Here is a 23512-nt window from a genome sequence, read left to right on the forward strand (position 1 = left end):
CCTAATTATTTCCTACCTCCAGTTGGCTTTGCAGAAGTGTTTGAAAAATCCCCTTCTTTTCATGCTTTAACTGATTAAAGCCACCTGCTTGCATCAGTTTCCCTTCATCCAAAACAATGACTTGATCTGCATTACGAATGGTGGATAATCGATGTGCAATGACTAACACAGTCATTTTTCCATGCAGTTTTTCCAGGGCTTCCTGAATATGTGCCTCGTTTTCCGTATCCAATGCACTTGTCGCTTCATCTAGTACAAGCATTGCTGGCTTTCTCAAAATAGCCCTTGCCAATACAAGCCGCTGCCGCTCCCCACCGGAGAGCTTGATGCCGCGATCACCAATACGCGTATCCAATCCTTGTGGTAATTGTTTGACAAAATCTGCCGCAGATGAAAATGCCAATGCCTCCCACAGTTCTTCCTCTGTAGCCTGCGGTGCAACGAGCAGCATGTTTTCACGAACACTTGCATGAAACAAAAATGGCTCCTGCGGCACATAGCTGATGGAACGTCGCCAGGCAGGCAACGCGTCATTCGTCAATCTATTCCCATCAACAAGAATTGCTCCAGATTCTGGATGATTCAATCCCATCACCAAATCAATTAATGTACTTTTTCCTGCTCCTGATCTACCAACAATTGCAGTCATCTGATTTGCAGGTATAGAGAAATGAATATCTTTTAACGCATATCTTTCCTCCTGCTTGTTGTAACGGAAGGAAACCCCATGACAGATCAGCTCTTGTTGCATGGTTAACCTCTTGTCCACATCAGAATCAGTGCGCTGAAACTCCCGTGCCAGCCTGCTTTCCTGTTGCAGATTACGGACCGCCTGGAACGAAGGCAGCGTAGAAGCAATTTGTTCCAGATGATGCTGTATGCCAGTCACACTGGGCCAAAGTCTGGAAAAAATAATGATAATTAGAATAAGCTGCATACCTTGTGCCTGAAATACAGTAACAGCAATAAAGATAAACGATGCAATTAATAAAGAGGAAGCAATTTTATAATACATCTGTGACATCGTCTTAAGCCTTGTATAATGAACTTGCTGATCACGCATTTTCGCAGTAATATCTTCATACCATGCAGCACGCGATGCTTCCAGTGTGTTACTTTTGATATCCTTCATGCCATTGATTTGGTCTGTTAAACCACCCAAATAATCCTTACCAAGTTCAAAATTATAGGCACCTAAGGCAAGCGAACGCTTTAGAAAGATACGATTAAAAAACAATAACACCAATCCAAAGCAAAGCACCATCAGCGTGATACCTGGCGCCAACCATAGAGCCAGACCGATTTGTATCAAAGTGAAGATAAAAGAAGACATAAATTGCAAAATCGCATAGGCACCAGTGCCGACTCTTGAAATTTCTCCAGTCATTAAGTGAATCAAATCAGAGCTTCTCCGTTTTATAAAGAAATCCCAATTGGCATGAAGTAAGGAATGATACGTTTCCATACGTAAATGACGAAAATAACAATGTTGAATAGCTGCGTTTTTAACCATAATGCTGCGTTGTAATACGTTCTGACCAACAGCAATCACTACATATATAGATAATATAATCGGCAATCCATAGGCAGCAGGAATAAGTTGAAATGTTTCAAATAACCCCGTCAATGGTGTGCCACCTGTATCCATTTCTACAAGGCCGGTCATGCCAATCATCGGGATCAATAGGACAATTCCAACCCCTTCCAATAAACTAATGATGAGCATGGCGACTAGATTGATATAAAGCTTTTTACCAGAAAAAACATGAAGCTGTCTTATAAAATACCATATGGTACGCATGCAGCCCCCTCCCTTCAGCTTCCTTCCTGTTCCATTGAACCCATTACTTCATGCATTTCTCCCCTGCCTTTCGTGCGTCGTTTACGTTTTCGCCAAATGATTAAGAAAGGACGAAGTGGAAAATACAGCAAATGGAGCTGCTGTGGCAGCGGAAAGGTCACAACATCTGCAGGATAAGGAAATAATTGACTACTCGCAAATAATATTTTCATTGGAAATGTCCGTAGTGAAGCTATATTTCTTTGATGATGCAGGGCAATTGATTTTTCCAATGGTAAACGATGTAAATGAACCATCTGCTCTAAGTAAAAGACTGTTTGTTGCGCAAGCGCAATCGTTTTCGAATGAACTGGATACAGCTTGAAATACGGCTCAGCGTATGTAAAGCCAAAAATATCCCCATGTAAGATGAGTGCTTGAGCCACCGCTGGACGATAATGGTTGTACTTCATACGTTGCTCCAGCTGCCTCCAATCCAAATCCTTTTGGAGCAGCTGATGAATATCCATTAACCAACGCAGACGTGACCAGCCATGGCGAGCACCATGCATGATTAAAAATAAAAACAAATCTTCCTTGCCAAGCATCCATGCCCTGCTATTCTTATCACAGGCCTGTTTACGCTCCCATAAATCAGAAAATCTTGGTTCCTTTCCAGGTCCGGGATGCAAGCGCCAATGCAGCTCTAATTTAATATGACGTTCAGGATGAAAATAAGAAAAATGATGATGACGCCACTTCCAATCTCCTAGTACAGAATCTATATATTCATGCTTCACATAACCTTGTTCCAACAATAGCTGCTCCGTTGTTTCCAGTTGTTGGAGCGGGATGAGCACATCAATGTCAGCTGAAGTACGCAAGGATAAATCACCATATAAGTATTCACCAAGATGAGGACCTTTTAAAAATAAAGCCTTGGTGGAATGGGCATCAAAACAGGCTGCAAGTTGTTCCATCTCTGCACGATACCGCAGCATACGGAATGTATTTCTTTCATACTCCCGGCTAAACGATAGTGCTATTGCTTTTGGTAATAAGATTCCGGCCCATCGTTGCTGAAGAATTGGATACAACCGGTGGTGGATAGCGAGCGTTTGTATATCCTTCCAATCGAATGATTTTAATTCTTGTGTGTCAGGCACCGCATCTTTCTGAATTACAGTCATCATCCATTGCAATTCTTTTGGCACCCGGCTCCAATCTAACAGCTTTTGCATGATGTGCCCCACCTATCTTCCTGAATAGCAAACTGGCCGACCACCGTGTAGCGCTCCATCCCAGCCTGCCCCGTTATATAGAACGGACCACTACGTACCCAAGCATGGGCGACAAGCTCACCAGTACAATCTCGCGCTGTCCCTAGATAAAGTGTGCACGGAATCTTTCTTCGCTTCAGCATGTTGATGACCGCTAAAGCCTGAACAAGACATTTACTCTCCCACCATGTATAACGACTAGCCATTTCTATTGCAGCCGATATGGAGGCAAGCAATTGCTTTGTTTCCGGATGGTATGCCAAACTGGATTCAGTCATTGGTTCTCCCAATTTTCCTGCAACCTGATGGAAGGGCTGCTGCTTTTTCAAGCGCGCCCAGCCTAAGAATACATAAGCTTCCAAAAGGAGAACCTTCATTTGCCATGATAACGCAGCAAATGCTCTTATCTTATTCATGGTCAACTACCTTAGGATGTTTATGAATTTCAATTAATTGCTCATTCAATAGTAATTCTAAAAATGCCACAACCTCTGTTTCACATTCCTTTTGATTGACTTGATATGTTTCCATTAAAAGATAGACCAGCTTACCGATTGAGATGGGTTGCTTCAGATGTCCCCAAATTTCTCCACCCATTTTACCAAGGTTATAATATTTTCCATTTTGGATACTGAGCATCACCTTTTCGCCACCCATATCACTGACAACCTGGTTATTCGCCTGACAGACAATCACCTGTGATAAAATACCTGACTCCTTAATCAAATCGTCATCTCCTTTTGCTTCATGGTATCCAAGAGCATTTCCGCCAATTCATTCGCTGTAAATGGTTCCGCCGGACGGTTCATCTGATACATCTTTATTTTGCCCGCAATGGTTGCAGCCATTTGAAAATGCCAAGCTGTCCGATCCAGCTGCCCCACTAGAAAATGTCGATAGGTATGCTCAGTCAATATCCGCAGCTTTTCTAGTCCGACAGCTGGCGCACACTCCAGTCCTTGATGGTCATGACAGGTCAATTCGAACACACCACCAAGCACAATTGGTTGATCATAAAATGCCGCCTTTACAGGGAGGATAAATTTATCTTCTCGTTTCACAATGGGATGCAAATCATTCGTTGCTACATCAAACGCCTCTAGACTCTTTTTCCAGAGCTTCTGCTGTGGATAAGCAGGTGCCACAAGTGGATGCTGCGCTTCCGTTAACTTGACGGGAATAACATCATCACTTAGCATCGGATAACCACGACGCATCAAAGCCGTTGCTAAGGTTGACTTCCCCGCACCTGAATGGCCGACAATCGCATATGCCTTCCCATCCATTACAATTGCGCTTCCATGAAGTGGTAAAATCCTTCGTTGCTGCAGTAGGATACCCATACATGTACCAAGTAAAAATAATCGTACTTGATCTTGTTTTGCCCCTGAATATGGCGAGACACGAATCTCATTCCCGTTACAAATCTGGTAAATAGCAATCCCTTGTACATGGAACCATACACCGCTATCCTCCACTTGCACAAAAGCTCCCGGACTTTCAAGCATGGACTGCGGTTTGGTTAAATCGCAGACAACAATTTGTACATCGGCGGGCTTGTTGCTTTCTTGTACAATAAGCTCCGGCAATATGATTTCGCTTTTCAATATTAATCCAAAGGCTTGGTACATCGAACTTTGCATAGGTATCCCACTCCATTTCTTTTCCAAATTTGCCCTTATCTGATCCACCACAGACAAGGGCACCTCATGTTTTACAGCTAGCTATCAAACGGGCTTGCACCATTATCGAGGCAGCTTGCATTGGAACGTCCTTCATGTGTTTCCTCTCTGCCATCGGAAACATCGAAACAATCTGCATTGGCATTTCCTGGTCCATTCATGGTCATTCGAATATCCAAAATCTCCAATACTGGTTTTTCCCATGTTTTCATCTGAATCACCCCCTTCCTGTTTCCAGTCTGCTTAAAAACCGATAAACAACCAGACAGCGAGTGACCAGCTTAAGTGCATCTTCAAAGATCATTTCCGGTCGGGGTGTATCACCCAATTGCTTGATTGCTGCTGCCATTTGATCCATATCTACAAATTCTTGTAACCATGGATATTTCACCATTTCATGTAATTCAGATAAGAATACATTCCAAGTTGGGAGCATGCGCTGTATCGTATCAGCACCTTGTAGTCCGCGACTACTTTGATTGAAACGAACCCGATCCGGCAAATAGCCTCGCATCGCTCGACGAATAATGGATCGACTCATGCCATCACGTGCATACTGTTCCTCTGGCAGGGATAAACAAAAACGAATCACATTCAGATCATTTGTTGGATCTCTATCCCATAAACCATATTTTAAGGACAGGTTCGTACAGGCTACCCCACTTTTATTCCAGGCAAATAGCTGTTGATAATAAGCATTTCGATACGAACCAAGCTGAAGCGGCGGATGTCCAGAAATATCCATTCCATAATCAGCAAGCCTTTCATAAACATTCGTACGCCGGGCAAAATCCCGATGAATCCACCGGGGAAAAGGCGAAGATAATCCCAGACCTTTGGAACGGTGGAAGATTCTTTTGGCAACAAATGGGATCATGACAGACTTGCCCGTATGAAATCGTTGGCAATAAGCATCCAGTTCCCGATACAATTTTATCCATTGAAGTCTTTTGGCCAATTTCGCATAATAATCAAAGGTTAACGTCATCGATCCCCATGAAATGGAATGGTTTCCCCTTGCACCACTTAATAAAATACTGCAGCCTTGTTCACGTGCTTTTTCATGAATGCCCTGTAACCAAAATGTGTTATTAAAAAACTTAAATGGCATTTCCATTACATCGAGAAAATCATCGATTCCTGTCCAAGCACTCTGCCCCGGGAATTCTTCTACATGCATGGCAATATTCTCTGAAAAGCTTGCTGTATCACGAATATAGCTTGATTCATCTGCTTCATAATAAGACGGGGTCCAATCGACAAAATTCGCAGTCGGGACATAGCTATACGTATGGAGCACTTCATTCCTGCCCTGAAGTGTTTCGGCAGCTAGACTGGCTACTGAACCCGAATCCAATCCTCCGCTTAAATGTGCAGCTGTATGTCCTTTGGCACGTAATCGAACTTGGATGGACTTACGCAGTACATCTCGAAAAGCCTCCTCATATTCTCCATCTGTAGCAAGCTGTAATGTTTCCGGAATGGTCATTCGGAAATAGCGTTGTATTGTCATTTTTCCTTGTTGAACTGTAAAGCAATGTGATGGCGGTAATTGATGGATATCCTGATAAACGGTATGCTGCATATCCACGGCCTCTACAATAGTTGGGATAGCAATGAATTCGGCCAGCCAAGTTTCATTTAGCTTCCTTTCAGTACCGGGATAAGCAAACAACGATTCCATCCGTGTAGCAAACATCAACTGTCGATTGTCATGATGAAAATAAAGTGTACGTGCCCCTGAGAAATCTCTAGCTCCAAATAACTTCTGTTCCTTTTCATCCCAGATCACAAAAGCAAAATCACCCATTAAAAAATTAGGAACCTCTACTCCCCATTTGGCGTATGCCAGGAGAATCAATTGACTATCTGTATAATGCGATTGCTCCGTTATCCTAATTCCCAAACGCTCTAATAGCTCCACCCGATTATCAATGATTGCATCAGCTGTAATGGCCAGCTTTCTTTCCGAATCATAATATGGCAGGCGCTCCCCAACCGATTCTGTCGTAATCCACTGATGATGGCAACCAAGAAAAATATTTTCCTTCTTCCAGGTGGAGACTGAATCTGCTGGGAAGCGAGCTAGTGTATTCAACATATGATTTGCTGATGCTGAACAAATTGGTACATGATTCCATCGATAAATCCCAATCAACGCCCCCACCTACCTACCTCCTCACCACTTGTGCTTAATAAAGAACAAACATAGCAAAAAAATAATTATGATGATTTGTTCTTATTTGAAGTCTTTATTTGTTCTTTATTGAGAACTATTACCTATGACTAAACTACCATCTTTCTCTTCAGCCGTCAATCCTTTTCTCACAAATATTTTTTCTTCCCATCCCGACTCAACTTCCAGCCAATGACAATGTGCTTGGACTTCCATCACTTTACTAGTTTTATTGTTTGACGATTCGCAATTTCATTCCAAGCTGTTAAGGCAAGGCTATCGGGCAAATCTACATCAGCAAACGTAAGCATTTCTCCTGCTTCTATTTTTCGTTTGATTGTAGCATTCACAAGTAAACCGATTGGTACATGTTCCTGGTGATTGGCCATACGTACCGCCTCACCCCTTACTTGGAAACTACCAATCCCTTTATCAATTTCCTCACCAGGCATTAAGTTTCGTTTCGCATAAGCCGCTACACTAATGGTTGGGTTCTTCCCATTATTTAACAGGACTCCCCCACCGTGAATGACGCGGCGAATCGTTTTGACAACCTCTAAATGGCATAAATGATAGTTTTGCAAAATCGTATAATAGGGACCATCCCCCATCTTAAAGTAACGCAATACATCCTTTTGTCGACTGTCATGCGCTGCGGTTATAAATACGCCTGGTGGTGCTTTTGGTGCAACGACAAACTCACATATTGCATGCCCTAATCGACTTGCCTCTGCAGCCAATTCATTACCAACGTCGTTGAGATCATCCGCTTCTGGGGCAAGCAGTCCATCCACTGCAATTCCTGCATCCAACCCATTGGCAACAAGCGCTTGCTCTATTTGTACTTTCGTTCCATCTGTAAAAGAAGTCGTCATATCCATCCGTAGTCCATTGCGTTCAGACCAATAAGCCATATCCTCCTTGGACGGATTTACATTCAAAAAGCCTTTGATATTTCCATATACCAATGGTTTAAAACCCATCTGGACAACATTTTCATGCAGAGATGCCAGGCAACCAGGCTGGTCTCCCTCCGCCTCGGTAATGAATCCCCGTCTTGCAAAGTAAGAGCCTGTCGTTACCTGTAGCTCTGCGTCCATCGTTATAACAGGAAGACAGGCTGTAATTGCCTGATCAATGACTTCTGTTCCATAAATAACATCTCCACTGCACTCTACAATTAAATCACATGCCGCCATACACGTGGTCATATCATTCGTCAATACATCTGGAAATGGATAGTCCTTCATCGTGGCAATCGAACGTCTGGTGAGCACACTCGCCAACTCCAAATCCTCCTGCTTGGCGATTTCCAAAGCAAGACCTTTACCTATCAGCCCAGTCCCAACAATACCTACCTTTACCTTCTCCACTTACATGTCCTCCTTCATCCTTTTTTAAGATGGCTGCTTCGTTCCCATCCGGTATATGGTTAAACCTTCGTTTGGTTGCAGCTCCAACATCCCACCATTTTGTGACGTTTGCTGAATGATTCCATGCCATTTGACGAGCTGTTGATACCAATCAAGTGTGATGGTTTCCGGTGTTTTCTTTAAGGTTCCATCTGATAATCGTTGAAAAATATCCAAGGCGCCATCCGCTGCTGTAAAACACCCAGACCAGCCTAGACGTTGTTTGATTTTATCAAAGCTAACTCGATAAGAACGATGATCCGGATCCCCGTACCATTTTATTTCTACTGAAATGGGTAATACGTCGGCGATTTCTGTTGCTAGCTCCAATAATTGATAATTCCCATATGCAGTTCCAACATTAAATATCTCGCCATTGATAACTTGTGCCTCTGCTTCCAAAAGTAAACACATGACATCCGTCGTATCGGATACATGTATCATTGGTCGCCATTGTTTACCATTACGCATCAGTGGAATAACACCATTTTCCCATGCGCCATACGTCATCCCATTCACAGCTAAATCAAAGCGCATCCGTGGCGAATGGCCATAAACAGTTGCCTGCCGCAACACTGTCACTGTAAAATCCTGATCAGCTAATGGTAGCACTGCAAGCTCAGCCCGTTCATTCGCCCTTGCATAGGTTGTGAGTGGATTTGTTTTGGCGGTTTCCGTAATCGGTGTATCTTCATTTTGAAAGCCATAAATACTGCAGGAAGACGGAAGTATATAACGTTTCACACCTGCCTGTTTCGCCAGCCTTGCTGTTCGCGCACGGGCCAAATGATTGATTTCATTCGTCACCATTTGAAACAGCTCTCCACTCGGATCATTGGAAATTGCAACTAGATCAATCACTGCATCCATACCTTCCAGGTCAGAAAGCTTTATCTGCCGACAATCCTGCTTCATAATAGTTAGACTCGGATGGGCCGTTAATTTGTTTTCTCCAAAGAAAAAACGATCCAACGCTGTGACTTTATACCCCTTATCCAGTAGTTTCGGTATAAGCACACTGCCGATATAGCCACCCGCTCCTGTTACGAAAATATGTTTCATATGCTCTCCCCCTAGGATATTTGCACTTTTGATGTTTTTTCCCTCAATCCCTGCTTGATCATCACTTGATCCACCACATAACGAGTAAAAGGAAACGCACAAGTAAAACCGGGTGATACAGCATTCAGAACATGAATAGATCGCCCATCCCCTTCCACGATAAAATCCTGTTCCAAGCGCCGTGTTTTTTGATGAAGTAGTTGTGCCCGGATTCCAGGCTGAATCGTGGACTTAAAAGCCTGCCAATCCAAATCCTTTACCATATAACGAGCCAATTGAATAAAATAGGCTTTGCGATATTTCTTCATTTCCTCTAAAGCAAATGTCCGAAATTGAAAGGAATTAGATAGGAATAACCGCGCTTCCTCCCAAACAATGCGGAAGAGTTCCTTCCATTTCAGACGTTGCCAGCCGCCATAATTTTCCCGCCATAATGCTGGTGTTGCAGTCGGACCAACTTTGATAGAACCGTCTACCGTTTTCGTAAAATGAACACCTAGAAATGGCTGTTGTAAATCTGGTACAGGATAGATGTTGGTAGATATATCCGTCGCTTCTCCAGTGTATGTCATGTACATGCCTTTAAATGGAATCATTGTATAATCTAAGCCAAACCCGAAATCCTTCGCAACCTGATCTGCATATAATCCAGCAGCATTGATAAAATAGCTGAACGAATAACTTCCGCGATTCGTTTTTATCCTATTCACCGTTTGGGAGACGTACGCTGTTTGACAAGCAATCTCTACGCCCATCGACAACACTTCCTGCTTCAACTTCTGACACACCTCGATAGGATCGACAGAAGCAGTTGTTGGCGAATATAATGCCAATCGATTCGATGCGACATTTGGATCAATCGCTTGTATATCCATAGCATCAACCCATTCCAACTGTACGCCATTCCGATCAGCTCGTTTTTTTAATTCCATCAAGTCCTGCAATTCTCCCTCATTTGCAGCGACAACCAGCTTACCACAGCGATTTATTTGCAAACCATTTGCTTCACAATATCGCGTCATCGCTTGATTTCCTTCTTTTGTGAATCTTGCCTTCAAACTATCTGCTGTATAATAAAATCCCGCGTGCAACACACCACTATTCCGTCCGCTTGCATGTCGAGCAACATCTGCTTCTTTTTCCAATAAGCAAATGGATGCACTCGGAAGACGCAGTCGTAACTCCCGTGCGATGCATAACCCGATGATTCCACCGCCGACAATGATGTAATCATAATGCTTCATGGGCTGACCCGCTGTGTATAGGTGAAATGATTTTCTGATTCTGCAAGCAATGGCTGCCGGGCATCTTTTTCTGATAACATAGGTGCATTTGTTGGCCAATCAATCGCAAGGGCTGGATCATTCCAACGAATCCCTCTATCCTGGGCAGCAGCATAATATGCATCTACCTTATATTGCACATGTACGTCTTCTGTTAACGTACAAAACCCATGTGCAAAGCCTTGTGGCACGAGCAGCATACGATGATTATCCTCGCTTAACTCGATACCAACCCATTTCCCAAAAGTCGGTGATCCCATACGAATATCAACTGCCACGTCATAAATGGCACCAGATATAACGCGGACAAGCTTTGTTTGTGCATATGGCTGAAGCTGATAATGCAGTCCACGTAATACATGTTTCTCTTTTGATAAGGAATGATTATCCTGTATAAAATCCATGTTTATACCATGCACAGCCAAATTCTGCTTATGATAGCTTTCCATAAAAAAACCGCGGTGATCCCGGAAAACACGGGGTTCCACGATTTTTACCTCTGGAAGCTTTGTATCGATGATTTTCATATGAACCTCCTTTTTTGCATCCCGATAAATGCTGGTTTTAATTGACAAGTCTTAGTGGTTCTTTAGCTTGCTGACGATGCATGTCGACTAATTGTAATAAATACTGGCCATATGCACTTTTCTTCAATGGCTCTGCAAGCGCAAGCAGCTCTGATTCCGAAATATATCCTTTATGAAATGCGATTTCCTCCAAACAAGCAACCTTTAATCTTTGACGCTTTTCAATAATTTCAATAAACTGTGATGCTTCCAAAAGCGATTCATGGGTGCCTGTATCCAACCAAGCAAATCCACGACCCAATAGCTCCACTTGCAGCTGATCCAGTACCATATATTCCTGTAGTACATCTGTTATTTCCAGTTCACCTCGCTCGGAGGGGCGTACTCGCTTAGCGATGTCAATAACACGATTATCCAAAAAATAAAGCCCCGTAATTGCATAATTTGATTTTGGCTTGGCTGGCTTTTCAACAATCGATTGCACCTTGCCTGCTGCATCAAATTCCACCACCCCAAATCGCTCCGGGTCCTTGACATTGTAGCCAAAAATGGTCGCTCCCTGAAGTTCATGCCGTACCCGCTCCAAGTGGGAAGTAAATTCATGTCCATGAAATATGTTATCTCCCAAGATGAGACAAACTGCATCTGAACCGATAAATTCCTCCCCAATGATAAAGGCTTCCGCTAATCCATTCGGCTGCTCCTGGATAGCATAATGAAGGGAAATACCGAGCTCTTCTCCATTGCCAAGCAGCTGCTGGAAACGTGGGGTGTCCTCTGGTGTAGAGATGATTAATATGTCACGAATCCCCGCCAGCATTAACGTGGAGATGGGATAATAAATCATTGGCTTATCATAAATTGGCAGTAACTGCTTAGATATCGACCGCGTCAACGGATAGAGCCGTGTGCCACTGCCACCCGCTAAAATGATTCCTTTCATTGTTCATGTCCTCCTCAAAGTGTCATATATTAACATATGTGTTCTTCTGTTCTATGCATAACCTATGCACGGGATGCGTTTCTCCTCTCCCTGTAGGTCCGCAACATTTCATAAAGAGACGGATGAATGAAAAACAAGGTACACATTATTTTCTTGCGCCAGCCCATTTCCCGATGCAGCCATAAAAAAAACAGACTTCGGTTAAAAGTCCGTTTCATTTTTTTCAGTTCTGATTGCGCATCGGGTAAGGTTGATTTGGCAAAAATATAAAAACGAAAAAAACGTTCTTCAAAAGCCAATAATGCCAACTGATGTAAGTTTTTTTCCTTTAATTTTCTAAAAAAAACCTCTCTATTTTTATATGCATATACACCTTGTAGAATTTCTTTTTTTAATACTATTTGTGACTGGCTATCATTCCTTTGAACATAATAATATAGCCCTTTTTGGATATAGGATACCTTCCTACACCGATATAATAGCTGATGGATAACTGTTTCATCGTCACAAATGAAGCCATGTTCATAGGTGATATCGTTGAATAGATGTTTTTTGTACAGCTTATTCCAGGGCACAATATAAGTAATCGCATTTGGTTCATACAGCTGTTGCAAAGCTGCGGTGGAATCAAAATGTTCGACAACTGCATTTGGGTCTACCTGTGTTTCCATTGATTGTTCGTCTTCCAAAAGCTTTATATAGTCACAGATAACCATATCAGCATCATCTGTTTTGGCTTGTCGATATAAGGTTTCGAACATGGCAGGATGGATATGGTCATCATTATCCACAAACCCAATGTATGCTCCACTGGCAGCCTGCAGACCAATATTTCTGGAAGAGGCAACTCCGCCGTTTTCTTTATGAATCACCCTTATTCGTTTATCTTGCTCTGCATACCTTTCACATAGATTTCCGCTTCCATCTGTGGAACCATCATTCACCAGAATTAATTCAAAATCAGTGAAGGTTTGGGCCAGGATGGATTCTACACATCTTGGGAGCAGTGACTTCAGATTATATACCGGTACGATGATACTAATGTGAGGGTTCATCGTCCTCCTCCTTTCTATAATCTTACATTACGGATTGTTTTGCACCGCCTTCCTTCCTATTTACCAACCTTCCATTATGGATTGTAAAGACAAGATCACAATTCTCAATGGTCGTTAACCGATGGGCAATAATAATGAAGGTTTTCTCTCCCTTCAAGCTATCAATCGCCTGCATAATCTCTTTTTCTGTTTCATGATCAAGCGCTGATGTCGCTTCATCCATAAATAATATCTCCGGATTATGGTAAAGTGCCCGTGCAATACCAATTCGCTGCCGCTGTCCGCCTGAAAGCCGAACCCCTTGTTCACCAACCTCTGTATCCAGCTGATCGGGTAACTCCTTAATAAACGTTTTTAGCTGTGCCTGCTCCAGCGCTCGCCAAACTTCCTGGTCATCAATTTCATCCCTATTAATTCCAAAGGCAACATTACCACGAATCGTATCGTCTGATAGAAAAATAGATTGTGGAATGTAGCCAATCTTTTGTCGCCATTTAGGCAGCTGCTCCTGCAAATCAATCCCATCAATTGTTATAGCACCTTTTTCGGGTTGGAACAGTCCCAAAATGGTATCCACCAATGTGGTTTTTCCAGCACCGGATTCACCAATAAACGCAACGGATTGCCCAATTGGGATGGTTAAGGAAATATCGTTTACTGCATAAGCCATTTGGCCAGGATAACGAAAATGAACATGCTGTAAACGGATTGCATCTCGATACGCTTTATCCCTGGAGTTGATGATGGTCGGCTGCTTGTTGATTGGCTCCTCTCTATCATGATGAAATAAATCCGCATACACGACCGCTAAAGATGGCTGACTATATCGAATCGTAGTTATTAAAGCGACCACCCTTGTGATGGACGGCATGAGTCGAAAAGCAGCCATTGCAAATAATGCCATGGTAGATATAAGCTCACTTGTACTCGTTCCTTGAAACACAATAATAAGCATTGTAATCAGGACAATTGACACGAGCAATGTTTCAATAAACAATCTTGGCACTAGCTCCAGCATTTTCATATACCTGCTATTATTAGCCCTTACCTGGTTTTGACTTGTGTATGCTTGAATAAAAAACCGTTCCTTACCAGATACTTTTACCTCTTTACTAGCTCCAAGACCTTGGTTTACCCATTGAATCATCGCACCACTCACACGCTGCTGCTCTTTTCCAAGTGCACTGATTTTTTTACGTAGGATTGTGAAAAAAACAACCACACTGCCACCTAATAAAACAGATGCTGTTAAGGTCGCAACAGGTGATACGATAAGGAGCAATATCATAATACAGGCAATGACGAGCAGCTCTGTAAATAATTGAAAGCTGGACATGATGATCCCTTGGAAAACGTTTGGTACCTCTTGATTAACATTCCGTAGTAATTCAGCTGAGTTACGCTGTAAATGAAAGGTGTATGGTTTAATTAAGTATGCCTTGAACAATTCCCGGGATAACTTTACTTGCTGGTTTAATATGATTCTTAATTGAACATAGTTAAATAACATGAGATAAAGGTTTTTCAATAAAAACACCAATAATAAACAAACTACAGCAAATACAGTAAATGCGGTTGTCGATTGAAAATGTAAAAATTGATACACCACATGTAGTCCTCTATTTTCCAAAATCATCTCTGGATTGGTTACAATGCCAATAAACGGTACAATTAAGCCTATTCCAAGCGTCTCAAACAAAGCAGCGAAAACCATCATAAATAACAGAAGCAGCAATCGTTTCTTTTCTTTTTTATTAAAAAACCGCATTAAGGCAGTTATGGTATGTTTCACACCTCTCACCTTTCTGTCTAAAAATATTGCCTCACTCCTTAGTGAGGAGAGCTAAAGTGGGGATAAAAGATATAAATATTAATACAATATTATCTGTTAGTGAATTATATTTTATTTAATAAAAAACTGTTCGACCGTATTCATGTGAATACACCAATGATATTGCTGCTTTGTTGTTTAGCAGCTATTACTTCTTCTTCGCACAAATGACGGGTGAGCCGTTTTCTTTTTTCCGGTTCTTCAAGCAAGGAATGGATGGCGGTGGAAATACTGTTAACGTCAGGCTCCACAATGATTCCTGTCCGCCCATCTATAATTTGTTCTTTTGCCCCGGTAAAGTTGGTCGTTACAATTGGTTTATGAAAAACTTTTGCTTCCGCTAGCGTAATGCAGTACCCTTCATGTCTGGATGGCTGGACATATATATCGCATGCTTTCATAAATGGATATGGATTAGCTAGCGCACCCAACAGAAAAAATTTGCTTTTCAGTGAGTACCTCTCAATCAAAGTCTCACAATATCCACGAAATGGGCCTTCTCCAACACAATACCATCGCACGTTATGACCCATTTCTAATAGTTTGACCATTGCCTGTATAGCTAGATCTTGCCCCTTCTCTTCCGATAATCTTCCAACGGTCAAAATGGTTGTTCCTGAAAAGCCATCTGCCATACAAATTTCCTGTTCAGCCTGATTGATTATTTGTTCACTAGATAATCTATTCGTACAAACAGTTACCTTCTCATGAAGGGAAGGCATTAGCTGAAGCAGCTTTTCCTTCCCTTCGTTGGATACCGTAAAAATTCGGTCAAACGATGGATAATTCCTTTTTGCAAAGCTTTGATCGAAACCAATCTTCGTCACATCAAAATGAATCCATTGCAGTTTCTTCTTTGCTGTTATTTTATAGGCAATAAAATAGCTAATGAAATCCATTGGCCCTGCATAGGCAACTGCAGTATCATAGACTATCTGTTGACCTGGTATATCCTTTAGCAGCCAATTAAAAAAGACCCGTTTATTTCGGGTCACCCGTCCAAGCATATATGTCAGCATAAAGCCAGCAGCTTTTAATAGCTTTCGTCGCTTCACAAGGCTGATGCTCGTTTGAAGTGGTGGATGATTCCAGGCTTCCTTTACATCTGCATAACCCTCCAACACCTCTACCTGCACATGATCTGGAATAAAACCCATTAATCCTCCACGCTTTTCCAGCATCAAAATTGTAATCTCAAATTGATCCGCGGGCATTTCCGCAATCATGTTCAATAATGCTTTTTCAGTACCGCCAATATTCATGTCAATGATCATGAATAATATTTTTTGCTTCATTATCAATCACCTTCAGCCAATCAGCTGATAAAATTTATTCATTTCTTCTATATTTCCCTTTTTTTCTTGATGTAAATAATGCATAATTTGGTTTTTCAATTCTGGTTGCTGAAGCAGTTGGATAATTCCATCGCTCACGGCCTTTCCGTTCATGTCTACGACCAGACCATTTTTTCCGTTCCGCATTTGATTAAAAACGGCATCAAATCTTGTTGTTACAACAGGAATATTTAGCATTCTTGCCTCGGCAATCGCCAGCCCAAATCCCTCAAATCGTGATGTTTGCACATAAAAGGTGGCATCCCGAAAATAAGGATATGGATTGGCTTTCACCCCAAGTAATACAAAGTGATTCTCCAGGTCATACGCCTTAATCCATTGCTTAATTTCTGCTTCTAATGGTCCTTTCCCAAGCACATACCATCGAAAGTGAATCCCTTGTTCTTTCAACCGTCTACACGCATCAATTGCGATATCATAGCCCTTTTGATTAGCTAATCTCCCTACGGTTAATATTCGAATTCCATCAAATCCATCATCAAAACCAACGCCCAGCTTTGACATTTGCTCAATAAACTGCGGGTTATTAATATCGTGAATCACCTCTAATTTACCTGTCAAATCCGGAAAAGCATAAGCTAGCATAGACTTTGTTGACTCGGAGACAGCGATAATTTTAGTGAAACGTTCATAAAACGGCTGTTGAAATTGTCGATCTGATGCTTGATAAGAATAGCTCACATTCACCCACGCATACTTTTTTTGTGCTTTGACTTTTTCCGCCACATAATAGGTGGGCACCCCTTGGGCATAGCTTATGGCCACATCATAAGCCAGCTGATTTTGTTCAATAATAGCACCTGCGTGCTGCCAGAACAGTATTGCCTTTTGTGGATTATTCGGTGCTCCCTTACGAATGGACAGAGAATATTTCACCCGAGATTGCAGCATACGAAAATCCCTGTGACGTAACGATTCCACACTCGCTTGCAACAGCCCCTGCTGTGCAAAAATGGTATAGGCAATCGGCGGCAGAATAGTCACTTCCTTGGGCACAAGCTCCTCCAGTGGAAAGCCATAGGCAAACAGCTGTAAGTCGACATCATACTTAGAATAATCGAGTAGATTTAATAGCGTAACCAAACTTTTCTCCGCCCCTGCAGTATCCAAAGAATCAATGACAAATAACAGCTTCTTTTTCAATATATCAGCACCCCCAAATTCTGCTACACTTTTCTACTATCCTTCTGTATTAAGTAATCTTTGCTTGGCACGGATTTTTTCAACAAAAATAAGTAAGCTAATATTGTACTTGAACATCATAAATAACAATTTATATTGAAATTCCAGTACAGTTTTTTTATGAATCTGTTTAAAATGCTCCCTCATATATAAACGTATAGCGTGTAGATAGGTGCGTTTATGATTCTTATCCTCAACTTGATGAAGTATATAAAAAATGTGATCTACACAATTATAAAAATAACAAGTATAAACCTGGGTTGATAATTGGGGATAATTTAAAACCATAAAGTTGATAATTTCCTGCCATCCTTTAAAAGCATCTAAACGTTGAACATCATACCTTGTAGTTAAGATACTATTTGGCCTTTTAACATAGATATAACCCGTATAGTTAATGAAGGTAATTTTAGTCGCGTTAGCAAACAGCTTGTATGTGGTAGAGAGATCTTCGTGAATTCGACCATATGGAAATTGTATATTTTTAAAACATTTATAATGAAATAGCTTATTACATAATGAAAACCGATAAAGTTCCCCTTTAAATAGCTCATTTAAAGCTGTTTTTCGATTCATTTCAAGGACCGTTGTAGTCTCCTTTTCATTGTTCAATAGTCTATTATCAATTTCTCTTCCCAGATTACAAATTGCTATCTCACTCTGATAATCATTACATAGTTGATATAAAGTTTCATACATATGCCTATCGATATAATCGTCTCCGTCGACAAAACCGATGTACTCACCTTTGGCAACACCCAAACCCATATTTCTAGCAGAACTAACTCCACCGAATTCTTTATGAATTACTTTAATGCGGTCGTCCTTTGATGCATAGTAATCGGCAATCTTTCCACTTTTATCCGTCGACCCATCATTGACAATAATCACTTCTAAGTCTGAGAATGTCTGTGAAATAATGCTTTCAATGCATTTAGATAAATATTGCTCTCCGTTATAAACCGGAACAATAACACTAACTACGGGTTGCATGCCTCTCCCCCTCATACCTTCATCTTCTCCTTGACCAATGTAGAGGACACACCTTTTGTATATGGAAAATAAACGATATCTACCTGAACGACTTTGAATTGTTGCTCCATTTTCTGGAACAGCGCATCTCCTTTCCAATCATCACCTACAAACATCGCATCGAAACGGTATTGTTCCCATGCTGCAAATTTATCACGTGTTTGCTGGGCAACTACATGATCAACGTATTTAATTCCTGCAACAATTTCCAGCCGTTCTTCAAATGGTATAACTGGCTGCTTATTTTTATAGCTGCGAACAAGCTCATCTGTACTTACTCCGACAATTAAATAATCACATTGTTCCTTCGCCCGCCGCAAAATATTGAGATGGCCAACATGGAATAAATCAAATACACCTGTAGTATAACCAACTTTATATCGCTTCACGTCTACCACTCCTTTTCTGCCCATAACATACTGCTTCAATATGATGAACGAGCTGTTCACTTGCGCTCCCCGATTCAAAGGAGCCAATTCGATTCTGAAAGGCAGCAATTTTTCTTTGATAGGATGTATACTGGAACATTTGAATCTGCTGCCTCAGCATGGTATGATCCCACGCCTGTGGAAAAGGCAGTTCTGATAGCTTAAAGTAAAGCGCACGATCGTGTTGCACATATTGCTGCAAATCCGACATATATAAGAAGCAAGGCCGTTTCGTCAAGACAAAATCAAACATAAGTGATGAATAATCCGTCACCAGTACATCACTTGCAAATAATAGTTCCTGAATGTCATCATACGTTGTGGCATCTGTCGTTTCCCTTGTCTTTACAAGCTTTGAAATTTGCGGAATCAGATGGGGATGAAAACGTGTTACAACCGTCCAGGAACCACCAAATTTCTTCTCTAAAGCTTGTCGCAGCTCCTGATAATCCAACTGATACGCTGTCAAGCTGTTCCCTTTGCGAAAAGTCGGTGCATAAAGCGCAATCTGATGGTGCTTCGGTATACCAAGCTGCTGAAGAATATCATGTCGTTTTCCCGGGTCTGGCCGTAACAGTAAATCATTTCTCGGTGTCCCAAACGAAGCAATCTCACCCGCATACCAAAAAGCACGCTGAAAAATCTGCGTGCTGAAGGTACAGCCAGACAATAATAAATCACATGCTGCTGCATCTTGCTTTGCTTGTTTGATATAGGCCGGGTGCAATGATTCCAGCGCATCCATCTCCACCCTCTTCAATCGGAGCGAGCTATGCCATGTTTGAATATAATACTGCCCTTTTCGTTTTCGAAAGCCGGTTGTCATTCGATAGTTCGTGATGATCACCTTTGCAGTTGCCAGTTCATAAAAATAACGCCAGGACATCGTTTTTACTTTACGAATGCCAGCTGGCGTTTTCTTGTGCTCTGGGTCATGGAAGGCCCATACGATATCAAATGGATTACTTGCATGATGAACCATATATTCCGTAATATACTTTGGATTACAGCCGTATTGACTACCGTAATAGCTAAATAAAATGATTTTATTCTGTTTGATGGGCAACCAATGAAAAAGGGTGCTGAATAGCCGATATATCAATTGCTTCACCTGTCCGTCGTCCCTCCATTCCGATTATGTTGTGTGTGAACGTTCCTGTTGATTGCGATCTGTCCAATTCGTTACCGTACGAATACCTTTTTGGATTGCTACATAACTTAAAAAAAATAGTGGATGCCATTTAAACAGCCTTAGCTGACGATGAAGTGTTGAATCGGCAGCTACTGCTTCTTCCAACTCCTGATCATGAGAGCGGATATAAGCGATAAGCTGCTTACGACATAACCCCCTTGGATCCTTGCGATGATGGCGCAGCAGCAGCTGATAGTGAATGAAATGCGCCTTCAATAATTGAACATAGGATGCCGGCACTAATTTCGGATAATATGTTTCTAAAAATTGATGTCTTTCCTTTAATCCTTGAATCATGTCAAGGTTGCGAATAGAGTAGGAGGCAACAATGCTATCCTCTCGCTGATAATAATAAATCATAGGACGATGAACCATCACATAGCAGTGAACCTTTTGCATGACCTGGTGCTGCCAAAATATATCCTCAAACAGCACACCAACTTTAAATGGAATATCGCGAATCAGCTTTGTTCGATAAAGCTTTCCCCAAGCAAAATTTTTCACCAATTCATTGGCAACGAGAGCACCCATAACCTTATCATGACCAAGTATCGTTTCTTTTTCCTTTGTCTGATAAGCAGGAATAAGCTGATGATCATAGGCATAATAAAAATTGGCCTGCACCACATCTGCCGCTTGCTTCTGGCTCACTTGCACCAAAGCCTCAATGAGGTCGGGGGCCAGCCAATCATCACTATCCACAAATAATGTATATTCTCCTTTTACTGCTGCCATTCCGTAATTGCGCGCATCAGACAGACCGCCATTCTCCTTATGAATCACCTCAATACGTGGATCCTGTTGACGATAGTCCTCACAGATTTCCCCACATCGATCTGGGGAGCCATCATTCACTAAAATGATTTGTAGAGATGGATAGGTTTGATTCCTTATGCTGTCAACGCAACGAGATAGATAAGCCTCCACTTTATAGACAGGAACGACTACACTAACTGTCCCCTGTTGCATAGACAGCCTCCTCTCTATATAGATCATACAAAGTCTCCATTTCATGGCTATTATCATAATTGGTTTGTTGGCAGCATCTCTCCAGCTCTTCCATTAAATAGCGGTGATGATAAAGTAAACGAACGCCCGCTGCAATACCTGCTGGATTAGACTGGCAAATCATCCCGTCCTGACCATCGCGCACTTGACTGGATGCAGTCGGATAATCGGTAATAATAACCGGTCTTCCTAATTGCTGCGCCTCGACCACTGTGACCGCCTTCCCCTCATATCTCGACGGCTGTACATAAATGTCGGCTGCCTGCATATAAGGATAGGGGTTTAACTTTTTCCCAAGCAAAAAGAAGTGATTTTCCAGCTTTCGTTCTGCGATCAATTCCTTTAATTTGGCTTCTTCACCACCATAGCCGATGACATACCAGGAGATGTCATATCCCTCATCCACTAATAATCGCATCGCCTCTACGGCTACGTCTATCCCCTTCGCATAAGAAAGCCTTGCAACTGTAACCAGCTTGAAGCGTTTATCTCGCTGCATTCTTTCATCCAAGGGCTCCATGGCCTGTTGTCGCACCAAATGCGGGGAGGAGATGTTTTCCATTACCCTTACTTTGTGGTCCAAGCTGGGGTACTTTTGCAAAAATGCTTGGCGACAAGCTTTGGAAACTGCCATGATATAATCGTATTTTTTCCACATCGCCAAATCCAAGGCAATATCTGTGTCTACCGTTGAATAATCGGTATGTATCCAGGCAATTTTTAGTTTTGCCTCCACTTTTTCTGCAACCATATAATGCGGCCATAAATAACTAATCGCCAGATCATATTTTTGTTCCAGTTTCGGTAAAAATGGCAGGGCATATTTCCACATATATTGCATTTGCCGATACCCTTGTTCTGCAGTTTTCCCACGCGACGCGCGATACTTCGCTGCTAAGCGTGTCAATCCTAAATGAAATAAACCAGATTTAAATACGGAGGGTATGGACATACGAAAGGTCTTGTAGTGAAGCAATTCATCCAGTAAGGAGACTGTTTCCGGAAGCTGACTTAGAAAGTCTCCACTGTGGCTGTAGAGCATGACATCTACCTCATGTAATTGCGTATCCAAATGCTGCAGCATACTGATTAAACTACGCTCCACACCGCCTACCTCCATATCAAATGAGGCAATGAGCGTCCGTTTCATTTTCCGTCCCTCCTTGCACATGATATAGCTGCTGTAAGGTGGCTACTCCGTTGGAAATCGTTAGCTTCCGTTCCTCAAATGCTTGGGTAATATTTTCTTTGGATAGGTGGTCGCTCGGCTTAAGCGCCAGTATCCTTTCCGCCCATTTCGCCGCACCTGAATCAAGTGGCAAGCTATCTATCAACCCTAAACCAACATCTGCTTCCGGCTGAATAGCCTCTGATACCAAACATAGCTTTCCACTCGCTTGTGCCTCTAACAGCACGAGACCGAGTCCTTCATAAATAGATGGAAACACAAATATATCCATACTATGTAAAGCATTTGCAACATCGTTTTGAATGCCAGCAAAAGCAATATAATCCGTAAGACCTTGGTGAGCAGCATACGCCTCTATTTCAGCCCGTAAATCGCCATCCCCAACCAGCAAAAGCTTCACTGTAGGACATTTCTGAATGAGCTCCTGTAAAATGGCCAGCAAAAATAGATGATTCTTCGCGGCGATAAATCGACCAATATGGCCAATGACAAAATGATCGGTTAACCCCATTTCAGCCTGAAATTCCACTGTTTTCACGAGATCTGCTTCCGTAAATCGAGCACAATCAATTACATTTGGAAAATGCTTATACTTTTGCTTCACCAGCCTGCTTGTTCCAAATAAATAACTGCCAGCTTGATTACTGCAGGCTAGCAGATTGGTAGAAAATATCCGGATAAAGCTTCTCATTATCTTTCCATAGATTTTTCGTACCTTACCAGCCTGTTCATCCGCCGTTGTATGGGCATGTGAAATACGGACTGGAACCCGGCACATAAATGCAGCTAAAGAGGCGATTCCACAGTGAAAGAGTGTATGGGCATGCACTGCTTCATAAGGTCCATTTGTCTTGATTGCCCAGATGAGTTCCTTTATGGACATCGTTTTTCTCAAGCGTATGATGCGTCCACCAAGGGCTTTAATCTCAGCATCGTAATGGGCTTCTTCATGACTGTATGAGACGAAATCAAACTGAACTTTCTCTCGCCGTAAGCCACGATAGACATTCATCAACATCGTTTCCGTTCCACCACGATTCATTGCTCCTACGACATGGAGAATGCGTGCTGGTCTTTGCACATTCATGTACTCCA

The 23512-nt window shown here is 42.0% G+C and carries 22 protein-coding genes; all 22 read right to left on the reverse strand.

Annotated features, from left to right (window positions below; translation table 11 throughout):
- Position 1: 1 nt before the first annotated feature.
- Positions 2 to 1801 carry an ABC transporter ATP-binding protein gene (locus DX933_RS12450; protein ID WP_123316769.1) on the reverse strand — a complete coding sequence of 600 codons (1800 nt, stop codon included), beginning with the start codon at positions 1799 to 1801 and terminating at the stop codon, positions 2 to 4.
- A 14-nt stretch (positions 1802 to 1815) separates the two neighbouring features.
- Complete coding sequence (locus tag DX933_RS12455) at positions 1816 to 3021, reverse strand: nucleotidyltransferase domain-containing protein (RefSeq protein WP_123316770.1); 1206 nt, start codon at positions 3019 to 3021, stop codon at positions 1816 to 1818.
- Positions 3006 to 3476, reverse strand: coding sequence for a lasso peptide biosynthesis B2 protein (locus DX933_RS12460; protein ID WP_123316771.1), 471 nt, complete (start codon positions 3474 to 3476; stop codon positions 3006 to 3008). The genes DX933_RS12455 and DX933_RS12460 overlap by 16 nt, the downstream gene beginning before the upstream one ends.
- Positions 3469 to 3786 carry a lasso peptide biosynthesis PqqD family chaperone gene (locus DX933_RS12465; RefSeq protein ID WP_223805959.1) on the reverse strand — a complete coding sequence of 106 codons (318 nt, stop codon included), beginning with the start codon at positions 3784 to 3786 and terminating at the stop codon, positions 3469 to 3471. Before DX933_RS12465 ends, DX933_RS12460 begins: the two co-directional genes overlap by 8 nt.
- On the reverse strand, positions 3783 to 4703 hold the full coding sequence (locus tag DX933_RS12470) for a phosphoenolpyruvate carboxykinase (ATP) (RefSeq protein ID WP_123316772.1): 921 nt from the start codon (positions 4701 to 4703) through the stop codon (positions 3783 to 3785). Before DX933_RS12470 ends, DX933_RS12465 begins: the two co-directional genes overlap by 4 nt.
- A gap of 77 nt (positions 4704 to 4780) precedes the next feature.
- Complete coding sequence (locus tag DX933_RS12475; RefSeq protein WP_123316773.1) at positions 4781 to 4954, reverse strand: paeninodin family lasso peptide; 174 nt, start codon at positions 4952 to 4954, stop codon at positions 4781 to 4783.
- Positions 4955 to 4959: 5 nt separating this feature from the next.
- Positions 4960 to 6909, reverse strand: coding sequence for an asparagine synthase-related protein (locus tag DX933_RS12480; RefSeq protein WP_123316774.1), 1950 nt, complete (start codon positions 6907 to 6909; stop codon positions 4960 to 4962).
- 224 nt (positions 6910 to 7133) lie between these two features.
- A complete protein-coding gene (locus DX933_RS12485; RefSeq protein ID WP_123316775.1) occupies positions 7134 to 8291 on the reverse strand; it encodes an SAF domain-containing protein in 1158 nt (385 codons plus the stop codon).
- Positions 8292 to 8315: 24 nt separating this feature from the next.
- Complete coding sequence (locus DX933_RS12490; RefSeq protein WP_123316776.1) at positions 8316 to 9392, reverse strand: NAD-dependent epimerase/dehydratase family protein; 1077 nt, start codon at positions 9390 to 9392, stop codon at positions 8316 to 8318.
- An 11-nt stretch (positions 9393 to 9403) separates the two neighbouring features.
- Positions 9404 to 10636 carry an L-2-hydroxyglutarate oxidase gene (gene lhgO / locus DX933_RS12495; protein ID WP_123316777.1) on the reverse strand — a complete coding sequence of 411 codons (1233 nt, stop codon included), beginning with the start codon at positions 10634 to 10636 and terminating at the stop codon, positions 9404 to 9406.
- Entirely contained in the window at positions 10633 to 11202 is a 570-nt protein-coding gene (gene rfbC / locus DX933_RS12500) for a dTDP-4-dehydrorhamnose 3,5-epimerase (protein ID WP_123316778.1), read from the reverse strand. Before rfbC ends, lhgO begins: the two co-directional genes overlap by 4 nt.
- Positions 11203 to 11239: 37 nt before the next feature.
- Entirely contained in the window at positions 11240 to 12145 is a 906-nt protein-coding gene (gene rfbA / locus DX933_RS12505; RefSeq protein WP_123316779.1) for a glucose-1-phosphate thymidylyltransferase RfbA, read from the reverse strand.
- A gap of 62 nt (positions 12146 to 12207) precedes the next feature.
- Positions 12208 to 13200, reverse strand: coding sequence for a glycosyltransferase (locus DX933_RS12510; protein ID WP_123316780.1), 993 nt, complete (start codon positions 13198 to 13200; stop codon positions 12208 to 12210).
- 22 nt (positions 13201 to 13222) lie between these two features.
- Complete coding sequence (locus tag DX933_RS12515) at positions 13223 to 14992, reverse strand: ABC transporter ATP-binding protein (RefSeq protein WP_223805960.1); 1770 nt, start codon at positions 14990 to 14992, stop codon at positions 13223 to 13225.
- A 140-nt stretch (positions 14993 to 15132) separates the two neighbouring features.
- Complete coding sequence (locus DX933_RS12520) at positions 15133 to 16326, reverse strand: glycosyltransferase (protein ID WP_123316781.1); 1194 nt, start codon at positions 16324 to 16326, stop codon at positions 15133 to 15135.
- Between the two features lie 12 nt (positions 16327 to 16338).
- Positions 16339 to 17529: a glycosyltransferase gene (locus DX933_RS12525; protein WP_123316782.1), complete on the reverse strand. Its 1191-nt coding sequence runs from the start codon at positions 17527 to 17529 to the stop codon at positions 16339 to 16341.
- Positions 17530 to 17565: 36 nt separating this feature from the next.
- Positions 17566 to 18561, reverse strand: a complete 996-nt coding sequence (locus DX933_RS12530; RefSeq protein ID WP_190279513.1) for a glycosyltransferase — start codon at positions 18559 to 18561, stop codon at positions 17566 to 17568.
- An 11-nt stretch (positions 18562 to 18572) separates the two neighbouring features.
- The gene (locus tag DX933_RS12535; RefSeq protein WP_123316784.1) at positions 18573 to 18989 is read right to left on the reverse strand and encodes an adenylyltransferase/cytidyltransferase family protein; all 417 of its coding nucleotides are present in this window, start codon (positions 18987 to 18989) and stop codon (positions 18573 to 18575) included.
- On the reverse strand, positions 18976 to 20139 hold the full coding sequence (locus DX933_RS12540; RefSeq protein WP_123316785.1) for a CDP-glycerol glycerophosphotransferase family protein: 1164 nt from the start codon (positions 20137 to 20139) through the stop codon (positions 18976 to 18978). The genes DX933_RS12535 and DX933_RS12540 overlap by 14 nt, the downstream gene beginning before the upstream one ends.
- Before the next feature lie 24 nt (positions 20140 to 20163).
- The gene (locus tag DX933_RS12545; protein WP_123316786.1) at positions 20164 to 21189 is read right to left on the reverse strand and encodes a glycosyltransferase family 2 protein; all 1026 of its coding nucleotides are present in this window, start codon (positions 21187 to 21189) and stop codon (positions 20164 to 20166) included.
- Positions 21170 to 22378 carry a glycosyltransferase gene (locus DX933_RS12550; RefSeq protein WP_123316787.1) on the reverse strand — a complete coding sequence of 403 codons (1209 nt, stop codon included), beginning with the start codon at positions 22376 to 22378 and terminating at the stop codon, positions 21170 to 21172. Before DX933_RS12550 ends, DX933_RS12545 begins: the two co-directional genes overlap by 20 nt.
- Positions 22350 to 23504 (reverse strand): glycosyltransferase family 1 protein, encoded by a 1155-nt coding sequence (locus tag DX933_RS12555; RefSeq protein WP_190279515.1) that lies wholly within the window; start codon positions 23502 to 23504, stop codon positions 22350 to 22352. The genes DX933_RS12550 and DX933_RS12555 overlap by 29 nt, the downstream gene beginning before the upstream one ends.
- Positions 23505 to 23512: the final 8 nt, after the last annotated feature.

The sequence above is a fragment of the Ornithinibacillus gellani genome, from assembly GCF_003730295.1.
Lineage (GTDB): Bacteria > Bacillota > Bacilli > Bacillales > Amphibacillaceae > Ornithinibacillus_A > Ornithinibacillus_A gellani.